We start from the raw sequence: 22,194 nt of genomic DNA, 5'->3' as shown, positions 1-22,194 counted from the left end.
CCTCTACCTCGGGTTGTGAGTGGAGCGTGACGGGTGCTTCCTACGGGCGGTGCTGTGCTGCTGCGGTGAGCTCGTGGGCGGGCAGCCCACGAATGGACGCGTCGAGCACCTCGATCGTGTGGGCCATGCCCATCGGGTGTCCGGAGCGTTCGATGGCGGAGGTGACCTGCATCAGGCACCCGGGGTTCGCGGTGACCAGGACCTCGGCCCCGGTCGCCACGATGTTGGCGGCCTTCCGGTCACCGAGCTCGCGGGCCGGTTCCGGGTTGAGGATGTTGTAGATGCCCGCCGAGCCGCAGCACAGCTCTCCCTCGGCGATCTCGCGCAGCTCCAGGCCGGGGATGCCCGTGAGCAGCTGCCGCGGCTGGCTGCGCACGCCCTGGGCGTGCGCGAGGTGGCAGGCGTCGTGGTAGGCCACGCTCATCGGCAGCGGGTGCCGCGGGGCGACCGGACCGAGCTCGGCGAGGATCTCCGAGACGTCGCGCACCTTCTCCGCGAAGGCCTTCGCCCGCTCGGCGTACCGCGCGTCGTCGGCGAGCAGGTCGGCGTACTCCTTCATCGTCGACCCGCAGCCGGCGGCGTTGACCACGATGTACTCGACGTCGGCGTCGTCGAAGGCGTCGATCACCGACCGGGCGTACTTCTGCGCCTCGGCCTCCCGGCCGTTGTGCACGGACAGCGCGCCGCAGCACCCCTGCGAGGGGGGTACGACGATCTCGCAGCCCTCCGCCCGGAGGACGCGGGCGGTGGCGGAGTTCACGCCGGGGAAGAAGGCGCCCTGCACGCACCCGGTGAGCAGGCCGACCACCGCGCGTCGGGTGCCGGTGGCCTCGATCCGCGGCGGCAGCGGCTCGGGCCGCCCGAGGCGGGGCGCGAGGCCCTCCATCGCGGCGAGCTGGGGCGCCATCCGCTCCAGCAGGCCGGTCCGCCGGACGAGGCGGTCGAGCCCGAGCTTCTGGTAGCCGCGCAGCGGTCCGCGCAGCAGCCGCAGCCGCTTCGGGTGCGGGAAGATCGAGAAGATCAGCCCGCGCAGCGCCTTGTCCTTGCCGTCGCGCTCGTGGCGCCGCTCGACCTGCGCGCGGGTCGACTCGATCAGCTTGTCGTACTGCACGCCGGAGGGACAGGCGGTCACGCAGGCCATGCAGCCCAGGCAGGCGTCCCAGTGCTGGACCATCGAGTCCGACATCGGCTCGCCCTCGAGGCCCTCCTTCATCAGGTAGATGCGCCCGCGCGGGGAGTCCATCTCCTCGCCCCACAGCACGTAGGTGGGGCAGGTCGGCAGGCAGAACCCGCAGTGCACGCAGTCGCCGACGAGGGCGGCGTCCGGCGGGTTGTGGTCGTCGAAGGCGCCCATGAGCGAGGGCATCCCGAGACTCACCGACCCGCCGTCGGCCGGGGGGCCGGCGCTGGGCTGCTGCTGTGCGTGCTGTGTCATTCAGATACCTCCCACGAACCGGCCCGAAGCGAGACGGTGGTCTGGGTCGAACCGGTCCTTGACGCGGCGCATCAGGTCGATGGCCGGGATGGGGCCCCACACGTCCACGGCCTGCTTCACCGCGGCGGGGGCGTCGAGCACGACGAGGCTGCCGCCGTGGCTGGTGCAGGTCGCGCGCAGCCGGTCGACCGCCACGGACACCGCGGCCACGTCGGTGCCGGCGGGTACGGCGCCGTACACCACGCCGGTGCCCGCGGAGCCGCGGACGTGCACCGGGGTGCCCGCGTCGCGGGCCGCCTCGAGCACGTCGGCGAGCCCGGACAGGGCGAAGGTGAGCTTGAGCGCGGTGGCCCGCTCGTCGCCGGCGGCGTCCACCGGCCACGGGTAGGAGGCCCAGCCGTCCGGGGCGTCGTCGGACACCGCCGCGGCCGGGCCGAGGAGGTCGAGCGTGGACGAGGTCCGGCCGAGCACCCCCTCGACGATGCCCTCGAGCAGGACGGTCAGCGTGCCGGGGCCGTCGGCGGGGATGTCCACCTCGAGCGCGCCGGGCACGACCTGGGCGTGCACCACCGACTGGGTCAGCCGGTGCGCGTGGGCGGCGTCCTCGACCGGGACGGAGACGAAGCTGCGGGCCGCGGGCAGCGGGTGCAGCCGGAACAGCGCCTCGGTGACCACGGCGAGGGTGCCGAAGGAGCCGTGCACGAGCTTGCCGACGTCGTAGCCGGCCACGTTCTTGACCACCCGGCCGCCGGCCTTGGCCACCACGCCGTCGGCGCGCACCACGGTGACCCCGATGAGCAGGTCGCGCATGGTGCCGGTGGCCAGCCGGCCGGGGCCGCTGGTACCGGCGGCGAGGGTGCCGCCGACGCTGGCGCCGGACACGGTCTCGTCGATCGCGAGCCGCTGCCGGGCCCCCGCGACGGCCTGCTGGACGTCGCTGAGCCGGGTGCCGGCCTGGGCCTCGACGATCAGGTCCCCCGCCGCGTGGTCGAGCACCTGGTCCATCCCGCTGAGGTCCACGACCAGGTCGGCCCTCGCGGGCGGTAGGCCCCAGGTGGTCTTGGTACCGCGTCCGCGGGCCACGACGGTGAGCCCGTGGCCGGCGGCCGCACGCATCACCTCCGCGACCTGCGCGGTCGAGCCCGGGTGGGCCACCAGCCCCGGGGCAACCCCGTCGACCTCGTCCGCCGCGGTCGCGTCCTCGACCCGCTCGCACGCGGACGCGAGCGCCTGCCTCGCCGCCTCGTCCACCGTGGTGGTCGCTGCCATCAGAACACCTCCGCCAGACCGGACTCCTGCAGCGGGTGCACGCCCTTGCGCTTCCCGGGCACCTCGCCACACAGCCGCGGCGTCGGGAAGACCTTGCCGGGGTTGGAGATGCTGTTCGGGTCGAAGGCGCAGCGGACCAGCTGCATGGTGTCGAGGTCCTCGTCGTTGAACATGCGCGGCATGTAGGCCGCCTTGTCGATGCCGACCCCGTGCTCGCCGGTGATCGATCCGCCGTGGCCGATGCACAGGTCGAGGATGGCGCCGCTGACCTTCTCGGCCGCCTCCCCCGCACCCTCGACCGACTCGTCGAAGAGCACCAGCGGGTGCAGGTTCCCGTCGCCGGCGTGGAACACGTTGGCGACCCGGACCCCGGAGGACTCCGAGAGGTCCGCGATGGCGCGCAGCACCTCGGGCAGCGCGGTCCGCGGGATCACGCCGTCCTGCACGATGTAGTCCGGGCTGATCCGCCCGACCGCGGCGAACGCGGACTTGCGGCCCTTCCAGATCAGCGCGCGCTCGGCCGGGTCGGTGGCGACCCGGAGCTCGAACGCCTCGTGCTCCCGGCAGAGCCGCTCGACCTCGCCGAACTCGTGCTCCACCTCCACCGCCGCGCCGTCCAGCTCGATCACCAGAACCGCCCCGGCGCCGGCCGGGTAGTTGCAGTGCACGGCCTCCTCGGCCGCCTCGATCGCGAGGGCGTCCATCATCTCGATGGCCGCCGGCACGATCCCGGCGCCGATGATCGCCGACGTGGCCGCACCCGCGTGGTCGGTGGAGGCGAAGCCGGCGAGGATCGTGCGGACCTCCTCCGGCGCACGCACCAGCCGGACCGTGGCCGCGGTGACGATGCCGAGGGTCCCCTCGGAGCCGACCACCGCACCGAGCAGGTCGTAGCCGGGGGCGTCGGGCGCGGCGCCGCCGAGCTGGACCACGTCGCCGTCCGGGGTGACCAGCTCGGCGCCCAGGACGTGGTTGGTGGTGAAGCCGTACTTGAGGCAGTGCGCGCCGCCGGAGTTCTCCGCGACGTTGCCGCCGATCGAGCAGATCTGCTGGCTCGACGGGTCGGGCGCGTAGTAGTAGCCGTGCGGGGCCGCCGCCCGGGTCACGTCGAGGTTGATCACCCCGGGCTCCACGACGGCACGCTGGTCCTCGCGCCGTACCTCCCGGATCGTCCGCATCCGTGAGGTCACCACGAGGACTCCGTCCGCGCGGGGCAGCGCCCCTCCGGACAGGCCGGTGCCGGCACCGCGGGCCACGAAGGGCAGCTGGTGCTCGGCGCAGGCGCGGACGACGGCGGCGAGCTGGTCGACCGTCTCCGGGATCACCACCAGTCCCGGGGTGACCTTGTAGTGGGCCAGGCCGTCGCACTCGTAGGTGCGCAGCCGCGCGTGGTCGGTGATCACCCCGGGCTCGGGGACCACCTCGCGGGCCCGCTGCGTGACCGCGGCGAGGGCCCGGTCCCGGTCCCCGGTCTCACCGGTGGCCTGGGTGGCCTCCGGCGGGACCGGCCCCGTCTCCGGACCCGCGGTCCGGTTCGTCCCGTGCGTGCCACTCATCGCGGATCAGGGCATCCGCTCGTACGCCGGCAGCGTGAGGAAGTCGGGATACTCGTCAGCCAGCGCCATCTCCGTGAAGGTGGCCCGGGCGTCGTCCCAGCGGCCCGACGCGAACGCGTCCTCGCCGACCCGCTCGCGGATCGAGGCCATCTCGGACTCGATGATGCTCTCGACGAGCTCGCGGGTGACCCGGTGGCCGTTGGAGAGCTCCACGTCGTTGTGCAGCCACTGCCACACCTGGCTGCGGGAGATCTCCGCGGTGGCGGCGTCCTCCATCAGGTTGTTGATGCCGACCGCACCGGAGCCGCGCAGCCACGACTCGAGGTACTGGATGCCCACGCTGATGTTGGCGCGCAGGCCCTCCTCGGTGACCTCGCCGGGCGTGGAGGCGACGTCGAGCAGCTGCGCCGCGGTGACGCTCACGTCCTCGCGCAGCTTGTCGATCTGGTTCGGCCGGTCGCCGAGGACCGCGGTGAACGCCTCGCGGCACACCTCGACCATGCCGGGGTGCGCGACCCAGGAGCCGTCGAACCCGTCGTTGGCCTCGCGGGTCTTGTCGTCCTTGACCTTGGCGAAGGCGGCCTCGTTGATCTCGGGGTCCTTGCTGGGGATGAACGCCGCCATCCCGCCGATGGCGTGCGCGCCGCGCTTGTGGCAGGTGCGCACGAGCAGCTCGGTGTAGGCGCGCATGAACGGCACCGTCATCGTGACCGAGTTCCGGTCGGGCAGCAGGAACTCCTTGCCGCGGGTGCGGAAGCTCTTGATCACGCTGAACATGTAGTCCCAGCGGCCGGCGTTGAGGCCCGCGGAGTGCTCGCGGAGCTCGTAGAGGATCTCCTCCATCTCGAACGCGGCCGGGTAGGTCTCGATCAGCACGGTGGCGCGGATCGTCCCGCGCGGGATGCCGAGGAAGTCCTGGGCGAGGTTGAAGGCGTCGTTCCACAGCCGCGCCTCGCGGTGGGACTCCATCTTCGGCAGGTAGAAGTACGGGCCCATCCCGCGGTCGATCTGCTTCTGGCCGGACGTGACGAGGTACAGCGCGAAGTCGACGAGGCCGCCGGAGGTCTGCTGACCGTCGACGAGGATGTGCTTCTCGGGCAGGTGCCAGCCGCGCGGCCGGACCACGATCGTGGCGTGCTCGACGTCGTCGCGCAGCGCGTAGCTCTTGCCCTCGGGGCTGGTGAAGTCGATCGTGCCGTCGATCGCGTCGCGGAGGTTCAGCTGGCCGCCGATGACGTTCTCCCACAGCGGGGTGTTCGCGTCCTCGTGGTCGGCGAGCCAGACCTTCGCGCCCGAGTTGAGGGCGTTGATCGTCATCTTCCGGTCGGTGGGCCCGGTGATCTCGACCCGGCGGTCGACCAGGCCCGGGGCGGGCTCGGCGACCTTCCAGGAGTCGTCCTCGCGGATGCGCCTGGTCTCCTCGAGGAAGTCCAGGGTGCCGCCGGCGGCGAACTCCTCGATCCGCTTGCCGCGCTGGGCGAGGAGCTCGCGCCGACGGCCGTCGAGCTCGCGGTGCAGCAGGCCGACCAGCTCCAGCGCCCGCGGGCTCAGGATCTCGTCGAACCGATCGTTCATGGGGCCGGTGATCTCGATGCCCTCAGGCGTGTCCATGCGCGCTCCCTCGCTGCGAGTGGTGTCCCAGAACGGGATCGTTTCCATATCGTGGAATGCAAGTTCTGACTCATGGAACACTAGGGCCGCTTGGTGGGTGATCGCAATGGGTGTGCGTTCACTTTTTCGACAGCCCCACGGAACACCCGGGTAACCGAGGGACAGCAGCGCGGGGTCGCGCGGACAGGCGGAGAACACCTCCGCCGCCCTGTCGGGGGACGAGACCTCGGAGCCGACCGTCGTGCAGCGGGCGGCCGGTCCGCGCCCTACTGCGCCGGTCGGAGGTCGCCGAGGAAGACGGTCCGCCCGTGCGGCGCGCGGTGCGAGGTGAGGGTCAGCTCCACCGGCCGCTCGCTGCCGTCGCGACGGCGCACGGGTACGGCGACCGTGGCGCCGAGCAGCGGGGCCCGGCCGGTGAGGAAGTGCAGCGTGAAGCCGGCCAGGTGGGCCTGCCGGTAGCGGTCGGGGATGATCGCGACGAGGCGCAGGCCCACGAGCTCGCTGCGGTCGTCGTACCCGAGGATCTCCAGCGCCGGGTCGCTGACCGCCACGATCCGGTTGGCGTCGTCGGCCGCGACCACCGGGTCCGCGGAGCCGTCGACCGCGGCGGTGTCGAAGACGAGCGGGTGCCGCGCCTCCGGCGGCGCCTGGTCCGCCACCGAGAACGGCTCCGCCTCCCCGCCGGCGAGCTGGGTCCGCACCTGGGCGCAGATCCACCGGCGCAGCATCCGGACCTCGGGCTGCGTGGGCGCGGTCAGGAGGAGGCCGTCGTCCGCCATCAGCAGGGCCTGGTCGAGGGCGCGGTCGAGGGTCTCGAAGTGCGCCGCCGCTCCCCGCTGGACCGGCAGGGACACCAGGGGGCACGACACGTCCGGCTCCATCGCCGTGCTCATCACGGAGCCGGGGTCGTCACCGACGTCGGGACGCGGGACGTGCTCGCTCAGCACGGCCAGCGCCTCGCTGGCGTCGGCGTGCACCTGGATCGGGTCGGGGCCCTCGGCGGCCGCACCCGGCCCGCCCTCGGGGTCCAGGCTGGCGAGGAGGTACTCGCGCAGAAGCGACTCCGCGTGCTGGTGCCAGGCGTGGTGCAGCAGCAGCGGGAAGGCGAAGAGCTGGACCGCCTCGGTTCCGGGGGGCCGCGGCGCGCTGCCACCCGCCTGCTCCGGGGCGACGTCACCGGCCTGCTCGCCGTGGGAGTCGAGCTGGAACCAGACGGTCTTGCCGCGCTCCTGGGCGACCACGCCCCAGGTGTCGACCATCTCCTCGAGCAGCATCAGGCCCCGCCCGGTGCCGGCCGTGGGTGCGTAGCGGCGCGGTGCCGGTGCGTGCCGGCTGCCGTCGCGCACCTCGACGCGCACCCCGCCGCTGACGACCCGGACGGCGACGTCGATCGACGTTCCCGCGTGGACGAGGGCGTTGGTGACCACCTCGCTGACGGCGAGCTCCGCGGCGTCGCTCAGCTCCTCCCGGCCGGCCGCGGCGAGTCCCTGGCGCACCAGCATGCGCGCCCGCCGCACGCTGGACGGGTGCGGAGGCAGGCGCGTCACGAAGGAGTCGCGGCGGTCGTCCACGGTCACGTGCGGAGTCTAGGGTTCCGAGACCGGAAGCAGTCCCTCCGTCCGGGCATGTCGGACGAAACGGACATCTGCCTCAGCTGTTCGAGTAGACCGCCGGACCGCCGTCGCCCCCGTCCGCCGGTCCGCGGCCGGACCAGGTCCAGGCGTACGCCGGGTCCTCGGCGGCGAGCCCGCCCTCCCCGAGCTCCAGCGGGCGGAAGGTGTCGACCATGACCGCGAGCTCCTCGAAGCGCTCCACGCCGAGCGAGGCCTCGATCGCCGAGGGCTGCGGGCCGTGGGCGTAGCCGCCCGGGTGCAGCGAGATCGACCCGATGCCGATGCCCGACCCCTTGCGCGCCTCGTAGTCGCCGCCGACGTAGAACATCACCTCGTCGCTGTCGACGTTCGAGTGGTAGTACGGCACGGGCACCGAGAGCGGGTGGTAGTCGACCTTGCGCGGCACGAAGTTGCAGATCACGAAGTTGTGCCCCTCGAAGACCTGGTGCACCGGCGGCGGCTGGTGGATCCGCCCGGTGATCGGCTCGAAGTCCTCGACGTTGAACGTGTACGGGTAGAGGCAGCCGTCCCAGCCGACCACGTCGAACGGGTGCGTCGCGTAGACCATCCGCGTGCCCACCAGGCCGGCGGCGCCGTTCCCCCGGTGCTTGACGAGGACCTCGACGTCGGCGCCCTCCACGAGCAGCGGGTAGGCCGGCACGGTGAGGTCGCGCTCGCAGTACGGCGCGTGCTCGAGGAACTGGCCGTAGCGGGAGAGGTAGCGCTTCGGCGGCGCGATGTGGCTGTTCGCCTCGACGACGTACGCCCGCACCTCCCCCTCGGGCAGCCAGCGGTGCGTGGTCGCCCGCGGGATCACGACGTAGTCGCCGGTGCGGAAGGTCAGGGCGCCGAACACCGTCTCCACGACACCCTGCCCGGACTCGACGTACACGCACTCGTCGCCGACCGCGTTGCGGTAGTACGGCGACGGGGCGCCGGCGACCACGTAGGAGATCCGCACGTCGCCGTTGCCGAGCACGAGCCGACGGCCCTGGACCACGTCGAGGTCGCCGGCCGAACCGCCGAAGAGGGTGTGCAGCCTGAGGTGCCGCGGCTTGAGCGGGTGGTTGGGCGTCGTGGCGAGGTCGGGCAGCTCCCACACCCGGGAGTCGACGATCGCCGACGGGACGCCGCGGTGGTAGAGCAGGGAGGAGTCGGAGGAGAAGCCCTCCTCCCCCATCAGCTCCTCGTAGTGCAGGGCGCCGTCGTCGTCGCGGAACTGCACGTGCCGCTTGGCGGGGACGGTGCCGACCTGCTGGTAGTGAGCCATCGCGCGGTTCTCTCCGGGTTTCGATTAACGGACAGATGCGTCCGTTTCTGGATCGAGTCTGCGTTAGGGTGGGGAGGGTGTCAACCACCGCACCCACCCCCGCTCCCGGAGCCCGCCCGACGACCTGGGTCGACGGTGCCGCCGGCTCCCTGTTCGACCTCGACAACCTGCCGTACGGCGTCTTCTCGCTGCCGGACGAGGACCCCCGGGTCGGCGTCCGCGTCGGCGACTTCGTGCTCGACCTGGCACCGGCCGCGGCCGGCGACATGCTCGAGGCGGCGCACCTCTTCGAGGCCGGCACGCTGAACCCGTTCCTCGCCGCCGGTCCCCGCACCTGGGCGGACGTGCGGGCCTGGCTGGTGGAGATCCTCGGCAGCGAGTCCGAGCGCTCCCTCGTGGAGCCGGCCCTGGTGCCGCTGGCCGAGGTCGCCCTCCACCTGCCCTTCGAGGTCGCGGACTACGTGGACTTCTACTGCTCGCTGGACCACGCGAGCAACGTCGGGAGGATCTTCCGTCCCGACGCCGAGCCGCTGCTGCCGAACTGGCGGCACCTGCCCGTCGGCTACCACGGCCGGGCGGGCACGGTGGTGGTCTCGGGCACCGAAGTACGGCGCCCGCGCGGCCAGCGCAAGGCCCCCGACGCGGACACCCCGACCTACGGCCCCTCGACCCGGCTCGACATCGAGGCCGAGCTCGGCTTCGTGGTCGGCCGCCCGAGCGCGCTCGGCGAGCAGGTCCCCACCGGCGCGTTCGCCGAGCACGTGTTCGGCGTGGTCGGCCTCAACGACTGGTCCGCGCGCGACGTCCAGGCCTGGGAGTACGTGCCGCTCGGCCCGTTCCTGGGCAAGTCCTTCGCGACCTCGGTCTCCGCGTGGGTGACCCCGCTCGCCGCGCTCGAGCACGCCCGGGTCGACCTGCCGGGCCAGGACCCCGAGCCGTTGGAGTACCTCCGGGTCGGCGACCGCGCCGGCTACGACATCGCCGTCGAGGTGGAGCTCAACGGCGAGGTCGTCGCGACGCCGCCGTACTCCTCGATGTACTGGTCCCCCGCGCAGATGCTCGCCCACATGACCGTCAACGGCGCCTCCCTGCGCACCGGGGACCTGTTCGCGTCGGGCACGATCAGCGGGCCCGAACGCGGCCAGCGCGGCTCCCTGCTCGAGCTCTCCTGGGGCGGCCGCGAGCCGTTCACCGTGGCCGGTGCGGAGCGCACCTTCCTCGAGGACGGGGACGAGGTGGTGCTGCGCTACACCGCGCCCGGCGCCTATGGCCGGATCGGCCTGGGCGAGGTTCGCGGCACCGTCCTCCCGGCCGCGCGGTAGCGCTCCCCGGCGCCCGCGGCTACGCCCGGGTCTCCGGGTGGGTGCTCTCCCGCAGCGCGCGGTACGCGGCACGGACCTCGGCCCCGGCGGCCCGGTCGGTGGGGTCGGCGACCACGGCGGCGGAGCGTTCCCAGTGCGGCAGCCCGGGCCGCCCGTCGTGGGTGGCCAGCGCCCAGGCCGCCTGCCGGGCGGCGCCGAGCGCGACGTACTCCCCCGGCTCCGGCACCAGGACCGGGACCCCGAACAGGTCCGGCGCCACCTGCTGCACCGCGGCGGAGCGGGCTGCCCCGCCGATCATGAAGACCCGGTGCACGTCGAGGCCCTGCTCGCGGAGCACGTCGAGGCCGTCGGCGAGACCGCAGAGCATGCCCTCGACCGCGGCGCGCGCGAGGTTGCCCGGAGTGGCGTTGCCGCGGCGGATCCCGCCGAGCGTGCCGGCGGCGTGCGGCAGGTCGGGGGTCCGCTCGCCGTCGAGGTACGGCAGCAGGGTCAGCCCGCCGGCGCCGTGCCCGGCCTCGAGGGCGAGCCGCTCCACACCTGCCAGGTCGGTGCCGAGCATGCTCGCAGCGGCGCTGAGCACGCGCGCGGCGTTGAGGGTGCAGACCAGTGGCAGGAACCGTCCGGTGGCGTCCGCGAAGCCGGCGACCGTGCCGGTGGCGTCCGCGGTGGGTTCGGTGTGCACGCCGAACACGGTGCCGCTGGTGCCCAGCGAGACCACGACATCGCCGGCTTCCAGGCCGAGCCCGAGGCCGGCGGCCATGTTGTCGCCGGTGCCGGCGGAGACCAGCATCCCCGCGTCGGTGACCCCGGCGGGCTCGGCGGGGCCGAGGACGCGCGGGGTGCGCACCACCCGCCCGAAGGCCAGCTCGAGCAGGTCCTCGCGGTACTTCCCGGTGGCCGGGGACCAGTAGCCGGTGCCGGAGGCGTCGCCGCGGTCGGTCGACGTACGCCCGGGGGCCAGGCTGCCGTCGCCGAGGATCTTCGCGGTCAGCCAGTCGTGCGGGAGCACCACCTCGGCCACCCGGGCGGCGTGGTGCGGCTCGTGCTCGGCCAGCCAGCGGAGCTTGGTGACGGTGAAGCTGGCCACCGGCACCAGCCCGACCGCGTCGGCCCACGCCTCGGGGCCGCCGAGCTCGGCGACCAGGTCCCGACCCGCCTGCGCGGAGCGCACGTCGTTCCACAGCAGCGCCGGGCGTACGACGTCCCCGGCCTCGTCGAGCGCGACCATCCCGTGCTGCTGCCCGCCGACCCCGACCGCGGCCACCCCGTCGAGCAGCCCGCCCGCCGTGGCCTCGCGGTAGGCGTCCCACCAGCGGTCGGGATGCACCTCGGTGCCCTCGGGGTGCGCGGCGCGACCCTCGCGCAGCACCTCCCCCGTGGCCGCGTCGCACACGACGACCTTGGTCGACTGCGTCGAGGAGTCCACCCCCGCGACGAGGGTGCGGTCCTGCTGCCCTGACGGCATGGCCGGCTCCTTCCTGGTGCGCCCGGTGGCGGGCGTGTTCACGGTGTCGCTCCGGGGTCGGACCCGGGCCGGTCACGGGAAGACGATGCAGACCTTCCCGGTGGTTCCCCGGTCGGCGTGATCGTAGGCCGCCGCGGCGTCGGCGAGGCCGAACCGGTGGGTGACGATGTCCTCGGGGTGCACCTCCCACCGGGCCAGGTGGCCGAGCAGGTCCTCCATGTGCCCGATCGAGGTGACCCACGAGCCGTGCAGCGTGACCTGCTTGTGGATCAGCAGGTGCGACACGTCGAAGGAGACCTCACCGCCCTCGCCGACGAAGGCGCACCGGCCCCAGCGCGCGGTGTGGGACAGGGCGAGGTGCCGGGCCGCGGCGCTACCGGACGCGTCAAGCGTGGCGCTGAACCCCCGACCGTCGGTGAACCGGGTGAGCCGCTCGTCGGCGGCGCCGTCCGCGGGCAGTGCCTCGTCGACGAGCCCGAGCTCGACCGCGACGTCGAGCCGCTCCCGGACCACGTCGGTGCCGACGATCGGCCCCGCCCCCATCGCCCGGGCCAGCTGCGCGGCGGCCAGCCCCACCGGACCGAGCCCGGTCACCAGTAGGGTGTCCCGGCCGGAGACGTCGAGCTTGTGCAGCGCCTCGTAGGCCGTGCCGTACCCGCAGGACACGAGGGCGCCGTCGACGTACGACAGCTCCTCGGGCAGCAGCAGGCAGGTGCGCTCCTCGGCCAGGAGGTACTCCGCGTGCCCCCCGTCGCGCTGCCAGCCGTAGGCGGCGCGGGAGGGGTCGGTGCAGCCGATCAGGTAGCCGCGACGACACTCCTCGCACATCCCGCAGCCGGCGATGTGGTAGACCACGACCCGGTCGCCGGGGGTGAGCCGGTGGCAGCCCGGGCCGACCGCGACGACCTCGCCGCTGGGCTCGTGGCCGGCGACCACGCCCTGGTAGGCCTCGGGCCCGCGACCGAGGTGCTCGCGGTAGATCGCCCGGATGTCGCTGCCGCAGATCGAGGACGCCTTCATCGCCAGGAGCACCTGCCCGTGCCCGGGCTCGGGGACGTCGCGGGTGACGTGCTCCACGGTGCTGTTCCCGGGCAGCACCACGCTGCGCATCGTCGCGGTCACGCCGTCTCCCACCGCTCCAGCGTGGCGTGGGCGCCGTGGGCGTGCAGGGACTCCAGGGCCGCGAGGTACTCCGTGGTGAACCGCGCGTCCTCGGCGAGGTCCCCGAACAGGTCCCGGTCACGGAGGAACGCCAGCGGGTCCTCGCGCTGCTGCGCGGCCCGGGCCGTCACCGCGTCGCGGCGCCGGTCGACCACGTCGATCGGCTCGCCCTCCTCGTCGACGCCCTCGGCGTAGCGCGCCCAGCTGGCGACCACGAGCGCCGACCGGCGGATCTCACCGCCGGTCGCGAGCTGGTGACGCACCACCGGCAGCAGCCACTTCGGGATCCGGTCCGAGCTCTCCGCGCACAGCCGGGCGAGGGTGTCGCGGATCTCGGCGTTGGCGAACCGCTCGACGAGCTGCCTCTTGTACGCGTCGAGGTCCACCCCCGGCACCGGCGCCAGGGACGGCGTCCCCTCCTCGTCCATGTAGCCGAGCAGGAACCCCGTGAACAGCGGGTCGGCGCACACCTCGTGCGCGTACCGGTAGCCGCTGAGGTAGCCGAGGTAGCACATCGCCTGGTGGCTGGCGTTGAGCAGCCGGAGCTTCATCAGCTCGTAGGGCTCGACGTCCGGCACGACCTGCACGCCGACCTCCTCCCACGGCGGACGGCCGTGCGGGAACCGGTCCTCGAGCACCCATTGGGTGAACGGCTCGCACACCACCGGCCAGCCGTCCTGGACGTCGAACTGCTCCGCGAGCAGCGCCCGGTCGGCGTCGGTGGTCACCGGGGTGATCCGGTCGACCATCGAGCTCGGGAAGACCACGTGCTCCTCGAGCCAGTCCGCGAGCCCGGGGTCCTTGAGCCGGGCGAAGGCGCCGATCATCTTGTGCGCGACCTCGCCGTTGCCCTGGATGTTGTCGCACGACATCACCACGAACGGGTCGGTCCCTGCGTCCCGCCGCCGGGCGAGCGCCTCGGTGACGAAGCCGAACGTGGTGCTCGGCAGCGCGCCGGGCCGCAGGTCGGCCTGGATGTGGGGGTCGTCGGCGTCGAACTCCCCGGTGACCTGGTTGACGTGGTAGCCGCCCTCGGTGATGGTCAGCGACACGATCCGGGTGGCCGGGTCGACGAGCCGCCGCAGCACGGCCTCGGGGTCGTCGGGCGCGAAGAGGTACTCGACGAGCGAACCGACCACCCGCGGCTCGAGCCTCCCGTCGGGGTGCTTGACCACCAGCGTGTAGAGGCAGTCCTGGGCGCTCATCACCTCGTGCATGCGCCTGTCCTGCGGCAGCACCCCCACCCCGGTGATGCCCCAGTCCATCGCCGTGCCCCGGTTCATCAGCGCGTCGACGTACATCGCCTGGTGCGCGCGGTGGAAGCCGCCGACCCCGAAGTGCACGATCCCGGTGCGCACGCGGTCGCGGTCGTACGACGGCACGGGGAGGTCCGCGCCGATCTCGGCCAGTGTCTTCGTCTCGAGGTTCCTCATGAGCATCTCCGTGCTGGTGAACGGGGCGTCAGGCCCCGGGCCGGACGACGGGCTTGATGGCGTGCGGGTCGGTCCTGGCGACCGTCAGCGCCTCGCGGACCTGGTCGAGGCCGTAGTGGCCGGTGACCAGGCGGTCGAGCTGGACCCGGCCGGAGGCGGCGAGCGCGATCGCCGCGGGCCAGGTGTGGGCGTAGCGGAAGGTGCCGGTGACGGTGAGCTCGTACTCCTGGACCCGACTCGCCGGCAGCGCGAGCTCGTCGCCGCCCATGCCGACCAGGACCACCCGGCCCGCGCGGGCGACGGTGCGGATCGCCTCCACCGTGGCCACCGGGTGGCCCGAGCACTCGAGCAGCACGTCCGGCTCGACCCCGGCCTCGGCCAGGCGGGTGCTGCCCACGTCGACGGTGCCGGTGGCACCCAGCTCCCGGGCGAGGGCGAGCCGGTGCGGGTTCACGTCGGTGACGGTCACCTCGGCGGCACCGAGGGCGAGGGCGGCCTGGGCGGCGACCAGGCCGACCGGGCCGGCCCCGGTCACGAGCACCCGGGACCCCGCGCTCACCCCGCCCTGGCGGCACGCCCACAGTCCGACCGAGAGCGGCTCGAGCAGCGCGGCCGCGTCGTCGCTCAGCGAGTCCGGCACCGGGTGGGCGAACAGCTCGTGCGAGGTGACCATCTCGGCGAAGGCTCCGTCGTACGGCGGGGTCGCGAAGAACCGCATCCCCTCGCAGAGGTTGTACCGGCCGGCCAGGCACTGGGCGCAGGAGAAGTCGGGGACGCCCGGCTCGAGCGAGACCCGCTGCCCGACCGACAGCCGGGTCACCGCCGCACCGACGTCCACCACCACCCCGGAGGGCTCGTGCCCGAGCACCAGCGGCGAGTCGACGGTGTAGCTGCCGATCCGGCCGTGCTCGAAGTAGTGGACGTCGGAGCCGCAGACCCCCACGGACGCCACCCGCACGAGCACCTCGTGCGGTCCGGGGGCCGGGTCCGGCCGCTCCTCGACCAGCAGGTCCCCGGCTCCGCGCAGCACGCTGACACGCATGGATCCCTCCTTCCGCGCCGGCCGGTGAGGGCCGGCGCGCTCGAGCCGTGCGGGCTACTTGACCGCACCCAGGGACAGACCCCGGACGAGCTTGTCCTGGGCGGCGAAGCCGGCGATCAGCACCGGGAGGGAGACCAGGGTCGCGGCGGCGCACAGCTTCGCCAGGAACAGTCCCTGGCTGGAGATGAAGCCGACCAGGAAGATCGGCGCCGTCGCGGCGCGCACCGCGGTCAGGTTCACCGCGAACATGAACTCGTTCCAGCTGAAGATGAAGCAGATCAGGGCGGTGGCCGCGAGGCCCGGCGCGGCCACCGGCGCGACGATGCTCACCAGGGTCCGGAGCAGCCCGGCACCGTCGACCTCGGCGGCCTCGAGGATCTCCTTGGGGACCTCCGCGAGGAAGGACTGCATCATCCACACCGCGATCGGCAGGTTCATCGACGTGTAGAGGACGACCAGCGTGAACACGTTGTCGAGCATCCCGATGTCCTTGACGATCAGGTAGATCGGCAGCAGCGCGGCGATCGGCGGCAGGAACTTCGTGGACAGGAAGAAGAACATCACGTCGGTCCACTTCTCGACCGGCTTGATCGACAGCGCGTAGGCCGCCGGGACCGCGAGCAGCAGCACCAGCAGCGTGGAGATGATGCTCGCGGTCGCGGAGTTGATCAGGTACGGCGTCACGCCGCGGTCGAAGAGCGCCGCGTAGTTGTCCATCGAGACCGGCGCGAAGACCGACGGTGGGTTGGTCGCGGCGTCGGACTCGTTGTGGAGTGAGGTGAGCACCATCCACGCGACCGGGGCGAAGAACACCAGGGTCAGGACCCAGGCGCCGATCGCCCACAGCACTCCGGCGGAGGCTGCGGTGTCGTCCTTGGCCTTGCGCCGGCGACGCCGGGTCGCGGGCGGCTGGGTCGTCGACGAGCGGTTCTCGAGTACGGCGGTCATCGGGAGACCTCCTCCTTGAACAGTGACGAGATCACGCGCAGCGCGAAGGTGGCCACGATGATGGTGCCGATCACGACCACGACACCGGCCGCGGCCGCCTCGCCGTACTCGTACTTGCGGAACATGGTCAGGTAGATCTCGTAGGGCAGGTTGGTGGTCGCCGCCCCCGGGCCGCCCTGGGTGATGGTGAAGATCGCGTCGAAGGTCTGCACGACGTAGATGGAGCCGAGGAGCGCCGACAGCTCGATGTACTGGCGCAGGTGCGGCAGCGTGATGAACCGGAAGGTCTGGAAGCTGCCGGCCCGGTCGATGCGGGCGGCCTCCAGGACGTCACCGGGCTGGGACTGCAGGCCGGCGAGCAGGATCAGCATCATGAACGGCGTCCACTGCCACACCAGCGCGGCGATCACCGCCGGCATCGGGAAGGACGACACCCAGTCGATGGTCGGCCCCTGCTCGGCTCCGAAAAGCTGCCAGATCCAGTTCAGGACTCCGTTGAACAGGCCGTAGTCCGGGTTGTACAGCGCGTGCTTCCAGATCAGCGCCGAGGCCACGGGCATCACCAGGAACGGCGCGATCAGCAGGGTGCGCGCCAGGCCCCGTCCGGGGAACTTCTTGTCGAGCAGGATCGCCAGGGCCAGCCCGAGCAGCAGGCTGAAGACCACCACCGAGACGGTCAGCGTGATCGTGTTGACCACCGCGGTGCGCAGCCGCGCGTCGGTGAAGACCGTGACGTAGTTGTCCAGGCCGGCGAAGGACTCGTAGTAGCCGAGCCCGAGGAAGCTCTTGTCGCCGGGCTGGAGGACGTTCCAGTTCAGCGTGGAGATCGCGATCGTCACCAGGAACGGGATCTGGGTGATGATGATCGTGAAGATCAGGGCGGGGAGCAGGGGCCCCCTCAGCCGCCACTTCTCCTTCGCGGAGCGTGGCTCCTGCTGGCGTACAGCCGGCTCGGTGTCCGGCGCGAGTGCAGTCATGGTTCCTCCAGGTACGGCACGACGCCGGCGACGACGTGCCCGGGGACCGGGGTGGCCACCCTGCGGAGGCCACCCCGGCGAGGTTGCTAGTTGGCGTACTCCGACGCCACTTCCTCTGCGAGCTGCTGCCCCTTGTCGAGGGCCTCGTCGACCGTGCCCCGGCCGGTCATGGCCGCGGCGATGTCCTGGGAGACCTTGGTGCCGAGGTCCTGGAACTCCGGGATCGCGACGAACTGAACGCCGACCGTGGGACGCGGCTGCACACCGGGGTCGGTGGGCTTCGCCTCCTGGATCGACTTCAACGTCATCTCGCCGAAGGCCTCAGCGGCCTTCTTGTACTCCGGGATCTCGTAGGTGCTCTCCCGCTTGCCCGCGGGGACCCGGGCCCAGCCGAGCTCCTTGCCGACGAGCTCCTCGTACTCCTTGCTCGAGGCCCACAGCATGAACTTGGCGGCCGCGTCGGCGTTCTGCGTGGTCTTCGGCATCGCCCAGGCCCAGGCCCACAGCCAGCCCGAGCTCTCGGTCTCCTTGACCGGCGCGAAGACGTAGCCGACCTTGCCCGCGACCTTGCTGACCTCGGGGTCCTCCAGCGACCCGGCGGCGGAGGTGGCGTCGTACCACATCGCCACCTTGCCCTGGCTCATCGCGTTGAGGCACTCGGTGAAGCCCGCCTGGGCAGCGCCCGGCTCGCCGTGCGCCCGGACCAGGTCGACGTAGAAGTTGGTCGCCTCCTTGAACTCGGGGGCGTTCACCTGCGCCTGCCAGTCCTCGGTGAACCAGGTGCCACCGAAGGTGTTGACCACCGTGGTGAGCGGCGCGAACATCTCGCCCCAGCCGGGGAGGCCGCGCAGGCAGATCCCCTTCATGCCCGGCTCGGCCCCGTCGACCTTGGCCGCGATGTCGGCGACCTCGTCCCAGGTGGGCCGCTCGGGCATCGTGATGCCCTCCTTCTTCAAGACGTCCTCGCGGTACATCAGGAAGGACGACTCGCCGTAGAACGGCAATCCGTAGAGGGTGCCGTCCTCGCTGGACAGGGACTGCACGATCGGGTCGAGCAGGTCGTCCTTGTCGAAGGACTTGTCGGCGTCGGCGTAGGAGTCGAGCTCGTGCAGCCAGTCGTTCTCCGACCAGATCGGGACCTCGTAGGCGCCGATGGTCGCCACGTCGTACTGGCCGGCCTGCGTCGCGATGTCCTGGGTCACCTTGTCGCGCAGCTCGTTCTCGGGAAGGATCGTGTAGTTGACCTGGATCCCGGTGTCCTTGGTGAAGGTGTCCTCGGTCAGCTTCTCGATGTCGACCATCTGCGGGTTGCCGACCATCAGCACGTTGATGGAGTCGCCTTCCCCGCCACCCTCGCCGCCGCCCCCTCCGCCGCCGGCGCCGGCACAGCCGGACATCGCCAGGGCGGCGACGACCGGGAACGCCAGCGCGAGGGTGGCCCTCTGCCTCGTTTTCTTCACCACTGCTACCTCCGATTCAGTGCCGGGCCGGGGCCCGACGTGGACTGACGTTCTCCGGGCGGACCTCTAGGCCCGGATGACCTGGGGGCCGAGCACCGCGAACCTGTGTGCCTCGCCGGCGCTGAGACCTGTGTCCGTCACCAGCGCCTCGAAGTCCGCGACCTGCGCGAACCTGCAGAAGCTGGAGACGCCGAACTTGGTGTGCAGCCCGACGAAGACCTTCCGTCGGGCGCGTGCGACCACCTGGCTCTTCACCGCGGCGACGGCGGGGTCCGGGGTGGTCAGGCCGTGCTCGCGCGAGATCCCGTTGGCGCCGAGGTAGGCAAGGTCGATGACCAGCTCGCCGAGCATCTGGGTGGCCCAGTGGTCCACGGTCGCCATCGTCCGGCCGCGCAGCCGCCCTCCGAGCAGCAGCACGGTGACCGACGGCGACTCGGCGAGCGCCGTGGCCGCGAGCAGGGACGAGGTGACCACGGTGAGCCGGACCTCCGGTGGGAGCGCCTCCGCGACGAACTGCGGGGTGACCCCCTCGTCGATGTAGACCGTCTCCGCGCCGTGCAGGCGCTCCGCCGCCGCGGCCCCGATCCGGCGCTTCTCGGCGATCAGGGAGGAGGACCGGTGGGCGATGTTGGTCTCGAAGCCTGCGCTCTCGACGGGGTAGGCGCCGCCGTGCACCCGCTGCAGGACGCCCCGGTCCACGAGCTGGCGCAGGTCACGCCGTACCGTCTCGGCCGCCACCCCCAGGTCCACCGCGAGCTTGCCGACGTCGACCCGCCCGTCCGCACGGGCTCGGAGCAGGATCTGGTCCTGACGCTCGGCAGCTTCCACGACTCGACTCCCCTCGACACGACCAGGTCTCCCGGTCGTTCCGGTGTGACAGGCGCCACTAGTCACTCTGGCGCAGGGCAAGGACTCAGGCGAGCCCGAGTGGCCTCGTACGGACGCCTGAGTGGCGCCCGGTTCACGGCCATTCTCGGCTCGTTCAGCCGGGCATGACCAGGTTCGCGTGCCCGTATGGGCGCAATCGGAGCCCGAGTGGTGCCCGAGTGGGCGTGAGGCCGGACACCTCAGCTGCCGCAGACGTCACCCGACGGGGAGGCCGAACGCGTCGCCGAGCGACGTCGCCGTCCGGGCGTTCCCGAGGTACGGCGCCCCCGCCACGTCCTCGAGGAAGCGGGTCAGCGCGTAGTGGTCGAGCGGCTCGCTGACCACCTTCCCCCGCAGCGAGGGATGGGCGACCACGGTGAGCACCAGGTTGTCCCGTGACATGTCGTCCTCGTCGGCGGTGAGCACGACCGCGAGACGGCCGGACCGCCAGTCGGGGCCGGCCATGATCTTCTCCATCCACCCCCGGAACCACGCGTCGGCCACCGCGAGGTCGCAGTCGTGCGCGTCGTGGCACTTGTTGGGCACCACCAGGCCGACGTTCGGCAGCGCCTGCTCCGCGATCGCGTCCGCGAGCTCGCCCACCGGCACGTCGTGCTTCTCGCACCCGGCCCGCTCGTCCACGAAGTACGCCCACGGGTTGTGGCGGACCGCGTACGCGTCGCCGCCGTCCTCCAGCGCGCAGCTCTCCGGCATCCCGTCGGCGTAGACGGCGGCGGTCCTCCCGTGGGCGAGGGCCTGCCCGAAGACGGAGGGGCCACGCAGCGGGTGGGCGGCCGGCGGGTCGTCGTCGGTGACGCCGTACTGTCGGCCACCGACGATCGCGAGGTAGTTCGGCAGCGACGGGTGGGCCAGGGCGTAGTAGTGGTCGGCGTACCCGAACCGCGTCGCCAGCCGGTACGTGTAGGGCATCTGCGCGCGCATCTGGTCGAGGGTGTGGTTCTCCTCGACGAACACCAGCACCTTGGTCACCGAGCCCTGCGCGGGCCGGGTGGTGGGGCGCGGGCCGGGTGCGGTGGGGGTCGTGGCGCCGCACGCGCCGAGCAGTGCGAGGACGAGGCCCGCGACCAGCCCTGCGGCCGGCAGCCGGAGCCGCCCGGCGCCGTACCGCCGGGACCGGTCGAGACCAGCAGGTCCCGTCGACCTGCCCTCCCGCGCCCTCGCTACCCGCACACCCGCCAGTGTGGCAGCGTGGTCCCGAGGGACACCGCCCGCGCGACCGGTGAGGGGGACAGCGTTTAGCGCGGCCCGCGCGCGGTACCTCTTCCTTTACGACCGGAAACAGGGAGGGCCCATGCCGAACCAGGACAGGTACGACGTCCGCGCTCAGATGCTCGAGACGCTGATGCAGAAGCTGCAGGCGGACCAGTACCCCTCGTCGACGATGCTCGACATGATCGAGGAGCTGCTCACCCCCGACGACGTGCCGGCCTACGTCGAGGAGCTGCTCGGCCGGGTCCGCTCCGACGAGTTCCCGAGCATCCCGATGCTGAACCGGGTGAAGAACCTGACCTGACGCACCGCGGCGTGACCTCCTCGTGGCGCCTACGATCGACGCGACCTTCGACGCCACGAGGAGTGCCATGCCAGACCGTGGCCCGGTCGAGATCCCGGAGTCCGTCGTCGTCCGGCTCGACCAGGACATCGCCCAGCTCACCCCGGTGACGATCTCCCGCGTCCTCGACGAGCTGGACTCCTACGCCACCGTCGACCCCGCGGACCTCGAGGTGTCGGTCCGCCGGAACCTCACGATCGCGGTCCGCGCCCTCCGGTCCGGCCGGCCTCCTGTGGCCGGCGAGCTGGCCGAGGCCGAGCAGACCACCCGGGAGCGGTTCGCCCATGGCATCCCGGTGGAGGAGATCATCCGTGCCTTCCGGGTCTCGATCGGACTGATCCAGGAGCGGTTCGTGGAGATCTGCTTCGAGGAGGGCATACCCACCGACACGGCGCTGGCCGGCTCCCGGCTGCTGTGGGTGGTCGGTGACGCGTTCACCACCCGCGTGATCACCGCCTACCACGCGTTCGACCTCGACAGCGCCCTCCAGGACGCCCAGCGCCGCACCGACTACGTCCGCGCGATGCTGCGGGGGCGTCTCGGAGTCGCCGAGTCGGCGTCCGACCTCGCCACGTACCGGCTGGACCCCGAGGGGCCGTACGCCGCAGTCCGCTGCCTGGTCGAGCCCGGGACGGCGGAGCGGGTGCGGCGCGAGCTCGAGCGCAGCGGCAGCCTGCCCGACCGCTCCGCCCTCGTCGCCGTGGACGGCGGCGAGTGCGTGGGGATCGTGGCGAGGCGGCCCACCGACGACGGCGCCCACGTGGTCGGGATCGGGCCGTTCGGCTCGCTGCGCGACGTGGCGGCGTCGTTCCGCACCGCGAGCCAGGCGTGCGAGGTGGCGCACCGGCTGCACCCCAGTGGCGTCTTCGGGCTCGAGGACCTGACCTGGCGGCTCGCCGCGGCCACCGCTCCCGAGGTGACCCGGTTCCTCCGCGACCGGTACCTCACGCCGCTGCGCGCCGCGGGGGACTTCGGCGCCGTCCTGGAGGAGACCCTGCGCGCGTACCTCGCCCACGGCCAGAGCATCACCCGTACCGCCGAGGCGCTCGTGCTGCACCCCAACACGCTCCGCTACCGGCTGCGACGGTTCGCCGACCTCACCGGCAGGACGCTGGAGTCCACCGAGGTGGTCGCCGAGCTGCTGTGGGCACTCGAGGTCGGTGACGTGGACACCGGCCCCGTTCCGCTGTAG

The 22,194-nt window shown here is 72.4% G+C and carries 18 protein-coding genes; 3 read left to right on the top strand and 15 right to left on the bottom strand.

The annotated features are described in order from the left end of the window. Positions 1 to 40: 40 nt before the first annotated feature. From glcF to K1X13_RS07410, 6 genes are all read right to left on the bottom strand, one after another. On the bottom strand, positions 41 to 1,435 hold the full coding sequence (gene glcF, locus K1X13_RS07435; RefSeq protein ID WP_225914546.1) for a glycolate oxidase subunit GlcF: 1,395 nt from the start codon (positions 1,433 to 1,435) through the stop codon (positions 41 to 43). Further along, positions 1,436 to 2,704, bottom strand: a complete 1,269-nt coding sequence (locus K1X13_RS07430) for an FAD-binding oxidoreductase (RefSeq protein ID WP_221024296.1) — start codon at positions 2,702 to 2,704, stop codon at positions 1,436 to 1,438. Continuing rightward, positions 2,704 to 4,260 carry an FAD-linked oxidase C-terminal domain-containing protein gene (locus K1X13_RS07425; RefSeq protein WP_221024295.1) on the bottom strand — a complete coding sequence of 519 codons (1,557 nt, stop codon included), beginning with the start codon at positions 4,258 to 4,260 and terminating at the stop codon, positions 2,704 to 2,706. Before K1X13_RS07425 ends, K1X13_RS07430 begins: the two co-directional genes overlap by 1 nt. 6 nt (positions 4,261 to 4,266) lie before the next feature. Then, a complete protein-coding gene (gene aceB, locus K1X13_RS07420; RefSeq protein WP_221024294.1) occupies positions 4,267 to 5,871 on the bottom strand; it encodes a malate synthase A in 1,605 nt (534 codons plus the stop codon). A gap of 266 nt (positions 5,872 to 6,137) precedes the next feature. Next, positions 6,138 to 7,448, bottom strand: coding sequence for an ATP-binding protein (locus K1X13_RS07415; RefSeq protein ID WP_221024293.1), 1,311 nt, complete (start codon positions 7,446 to 7,448; stop codon positions 6,138 to 6,140). Positions 7,449 to 7,521: 73 nt separating this feature from the next. Beyond that, positions 7,522 to 8,754, bottom strand: coding sequence for a homogentisate 1,2-dioxygenase (locus K1X13_RS07410; protein WP_221024292.1), 1,233 nt, complete (start codon positions 8,752 to 8,754; stop codon positions 7,522 to 7,524). Positions 8,755 to 8,831: 77 nt separating this feature from the next. Here K1X13_RS07410 and fahA point away from each other — a divergent pair, with 77 nt between their 5' ends. Beyond that, the gene (gene fahA, locus K1X13_RS07405; RefSeq protein WP_308249448.1) at positions 8,832 to 10,076 is read left to right on the top strand and encodes a fumarylacetoacetase; all 1,245 of its coding nucleotides are present in this window, start codon (positions 8,832 to 8,834) and stop codon (positions 10,074 to 10,076) included. A 19-nt stretch (positions 10,077 to 10,095) separates the two neighbouring features. Here fahA and xylB read toward each other — a convergent pair whose 3' ends face one another. From xylB to K1X13_RS07360, 9 genes are all read right to left on the bottom strand, one after another. After that, complete coding sequence (gene xylB, locus K1X13_RS07400; protein WP_221024290.1) at positions 10,096 to 11,541, bottom strand: xylulokinase; 1,446 nt, start codon at positions 11,539 to 11,541, stop codon at positions 10,096 to 10,098. A gap of 72 nt (positions 11,542 to 11,613) precedes the next feature. Beyond that, a complete protein-coding gene (locus tag K1X13_RS07395; protein ID WP_308249447.1) occupies positions 11,614 to 12,663 on the bottom strand; it encodes a zinc-dependent alcohol dehydrogenase family protein in 1,050 nt (349 codons plus the stop codon). After that, positions 12,660 to 14,135: a mannitol dehydrogenase family protein gene (locus K1X13_RS07390; protein ID WP_221024289.1), complete on the bottom strand. Its 1,476-nt coding sequence runs from the start codon at positions 14,133 to 14,135 to the stop codon at positions 12,660 to 12,662. Before K1X13_RS07390 ends, K1X13_RS07395 begins: the two co-directional genes overlap by 4 nt. 28 nt (positions 14,136 to 14,163) lie before the next feature. Continuing rightward, a complete protein-coding gene (locus tag K1X13_RS07385; protein WP_221024288.1) occupies positions 14,164 to 15,177 on the bottom strand; it encodes an NAD(P)-dependent alcohol dehydrogenase in 1,014 nt (337 codons plus the stop codon). Positions 15,178 to 15,231: 54 nt separating this feature from the next. Next, positions 15,232 to 16,125: a carbohydrate ABC transporter permease gene (locus K1X13_RS07380; RefSeq protein ID WP_221024287.1), complete on the bottom strand. Its 894-nt coding sequence runs from the start codon at positions 16,123 to 16,125 to the stop codon at positions 15,232 to 15,234. Then, a complete protein-coding gene (locus tag K1X13_RS07375) occupies positions 16,122 to 17,102 on the bottom strand; it encodes a carbohydrate ABC transporter permease (RefSeq protein ID WP_221024286.1) in 981 nt (326 codons plus the stop codon). Before K1X13_RS07375 ends, K1X13_RS07380 begins: the two co-directional genes overlap by 4 nt. 86 nt (positions 17,103 to 17,188) lie before the next feature. Next, positions 17,189 to 18,562 carry an ABC transporter substrate-binding protein gene (locus tag K1X13_RS07370; protein WP_308249446.1) on the bottom strand — a complete coding sequence of 458 codons (1,374 nt, stop codon included), beginning with the start codon at positions 18,560 to 18,562 and terminating at the stop codon, positions 17,189 to 17,191. 66 nt (positions 18,563 to 18,628) lie between these two features. After that, the gene (locus tag K1X13_RS07365) at positions 18,629 to 19,390 is read right to left on the bottom strand and encodes a DeoR/GlpR family DNA-binding transcription regulator (protein ID WP_221024285.1); all 762 of its coding nucleotides are present in this window, start codon (positions 19,388 to 19,390) and stop codon (positions 18,629 to 18,631) included. A gap of 255 nt (positions 19,391 to 19,645) precedes the next feature. Continuing rightward, positions 19,646 to 20,620, bottom strand: a complete 975-nt coding sequence (locus K1X13_RS07360; RefSeq protein WP_308249445.1) for an alkaline phosphatase family protein — start codon at positions 20,618 to 20,620, stop codon at positions 19,646 to 19,648. 121 nt (positions 20,621 to 20,741) lie between these two features. Between K1X13_RS07360 and K1X13_RS07355 the strand changes: the two genes are divergently transcribed. Further along, positions 20,742 to 20,963 (top strand): hypothetical protein, encoded by a 222-nt coding sequence (locus tag K1X13_RS07355; RefSeq protein ID WP_221024284.1) that lies wholly within the window; start codon positions 20,742 to 20,744, stop codon positions 20,961 to 20,963. A gap of 67 nt (positions 20,964 to 21,030) precedes the next feature. Next, positions 21,031 to 22,194 carry a PucR family transcriptional regulator gene (locus K1X13_RS07350; protein ID WP_221024283.1) on the top strand — a complete coding sequence of 388 codons (1,164 nt, stop codon included), beginning with the start codon at positions 21,031 to 21,033 and terminating at the stop codon, positions 22,192 to 22,194.

The organism is Nocardioides jiangsuensis (genome assembly GCF_019679455.1).
GTDB lineage: Bacteria > Actinomycetota > Actinomycetes > Propionibacteriales > Nocardioidaceae > Nocardioides_C > Nocardioides_C jiangsuensis.
This window is presented reverse-complemented; position numbering and strand designations above follow the sequence as displayed.

Coding starts and splice junctions, on each gene's coding strand:
- K1X13_RS07355 (WP_221024284.1), top strand. CDS start 20,742: ATGCCGAACCAGGACAGGTACGACGTCCGCGCTCAGATGCTCGAGACG.
- K1X13_RS07375 (WP_221024286.1), bottom strand. CDS start 17,102: ATGACTGCACTCGCGCCGGACACCGAGCCGGCTGTACGCCAGCAGGAG.
- K1X13_RS07380 (WP_221024287.1), bottom strand. CDS start 16,125: ATGACCGCCGTACTCGAGAACCGCTCGTCGACGACCCAGCCGCCCGCG.
- aceB (WP_221024294.1), bottom strand. CDS start 5,871: ATGGACACGCCTGAGGGCATCGAGATCACCGGCCCCATGAACGATCGG.
- glcF (WP_225914546.1), bottom strand. CDS start 1,435: ATGACACAGCACGCACAGCAGCAGCCCAGCGCCGGCCCCCCGGCCGAC.
- K1X13_RS07430 (WP_221024296.1), bottom strand. CDS start 2,704: ATGGCAGCGACCACCACGGTGGACGAGGCGGCGAGGCAGGCGCTCGCG.
- K1X13_RS07410 (WP_221024292.1), bottom strand. CDS start 8,754: ATGGCTCACTACCAGCAGGTCGGCACCGTCCCCGCCAAGCGGCACGTG.
- K1X13_RS07350 (WP_221024283.1), top strand. CDS start 21,031: ATGCCAGACCGTGGCCCGGTCGAGATCCCGGAGTCCGTCGTCGTCCGG.
- K1X13_RS07390 (WP_221024289.1), bottom strand. CDS start 14,135: ATGAGGAACCTCGAGACGAAGACACTGGCCGAGATCGGCGCGGACCTC.
- xylB (WP_221024290.1), bottom strand. CDS start 11,541: ATGCCGTCAGGGCAGCAGGACCGCACCCTCGTCGCGGGGGTGGACTCC.
- K1X13_RS07385 (WP_221024288.1), bottom strand. CDS start 15,177: ATGCGTGTCAGCGTGCTGCGCGGAGCCGGGGACCTGCTGGTCGAGGAG.
- K1X13_RS07425 (WP_221024295.1), bottom strand. CDS start 4,260: ATGAGTGGCACGCACGGGACGAACCGGACCGCGGGTCCGGAGACGGGG.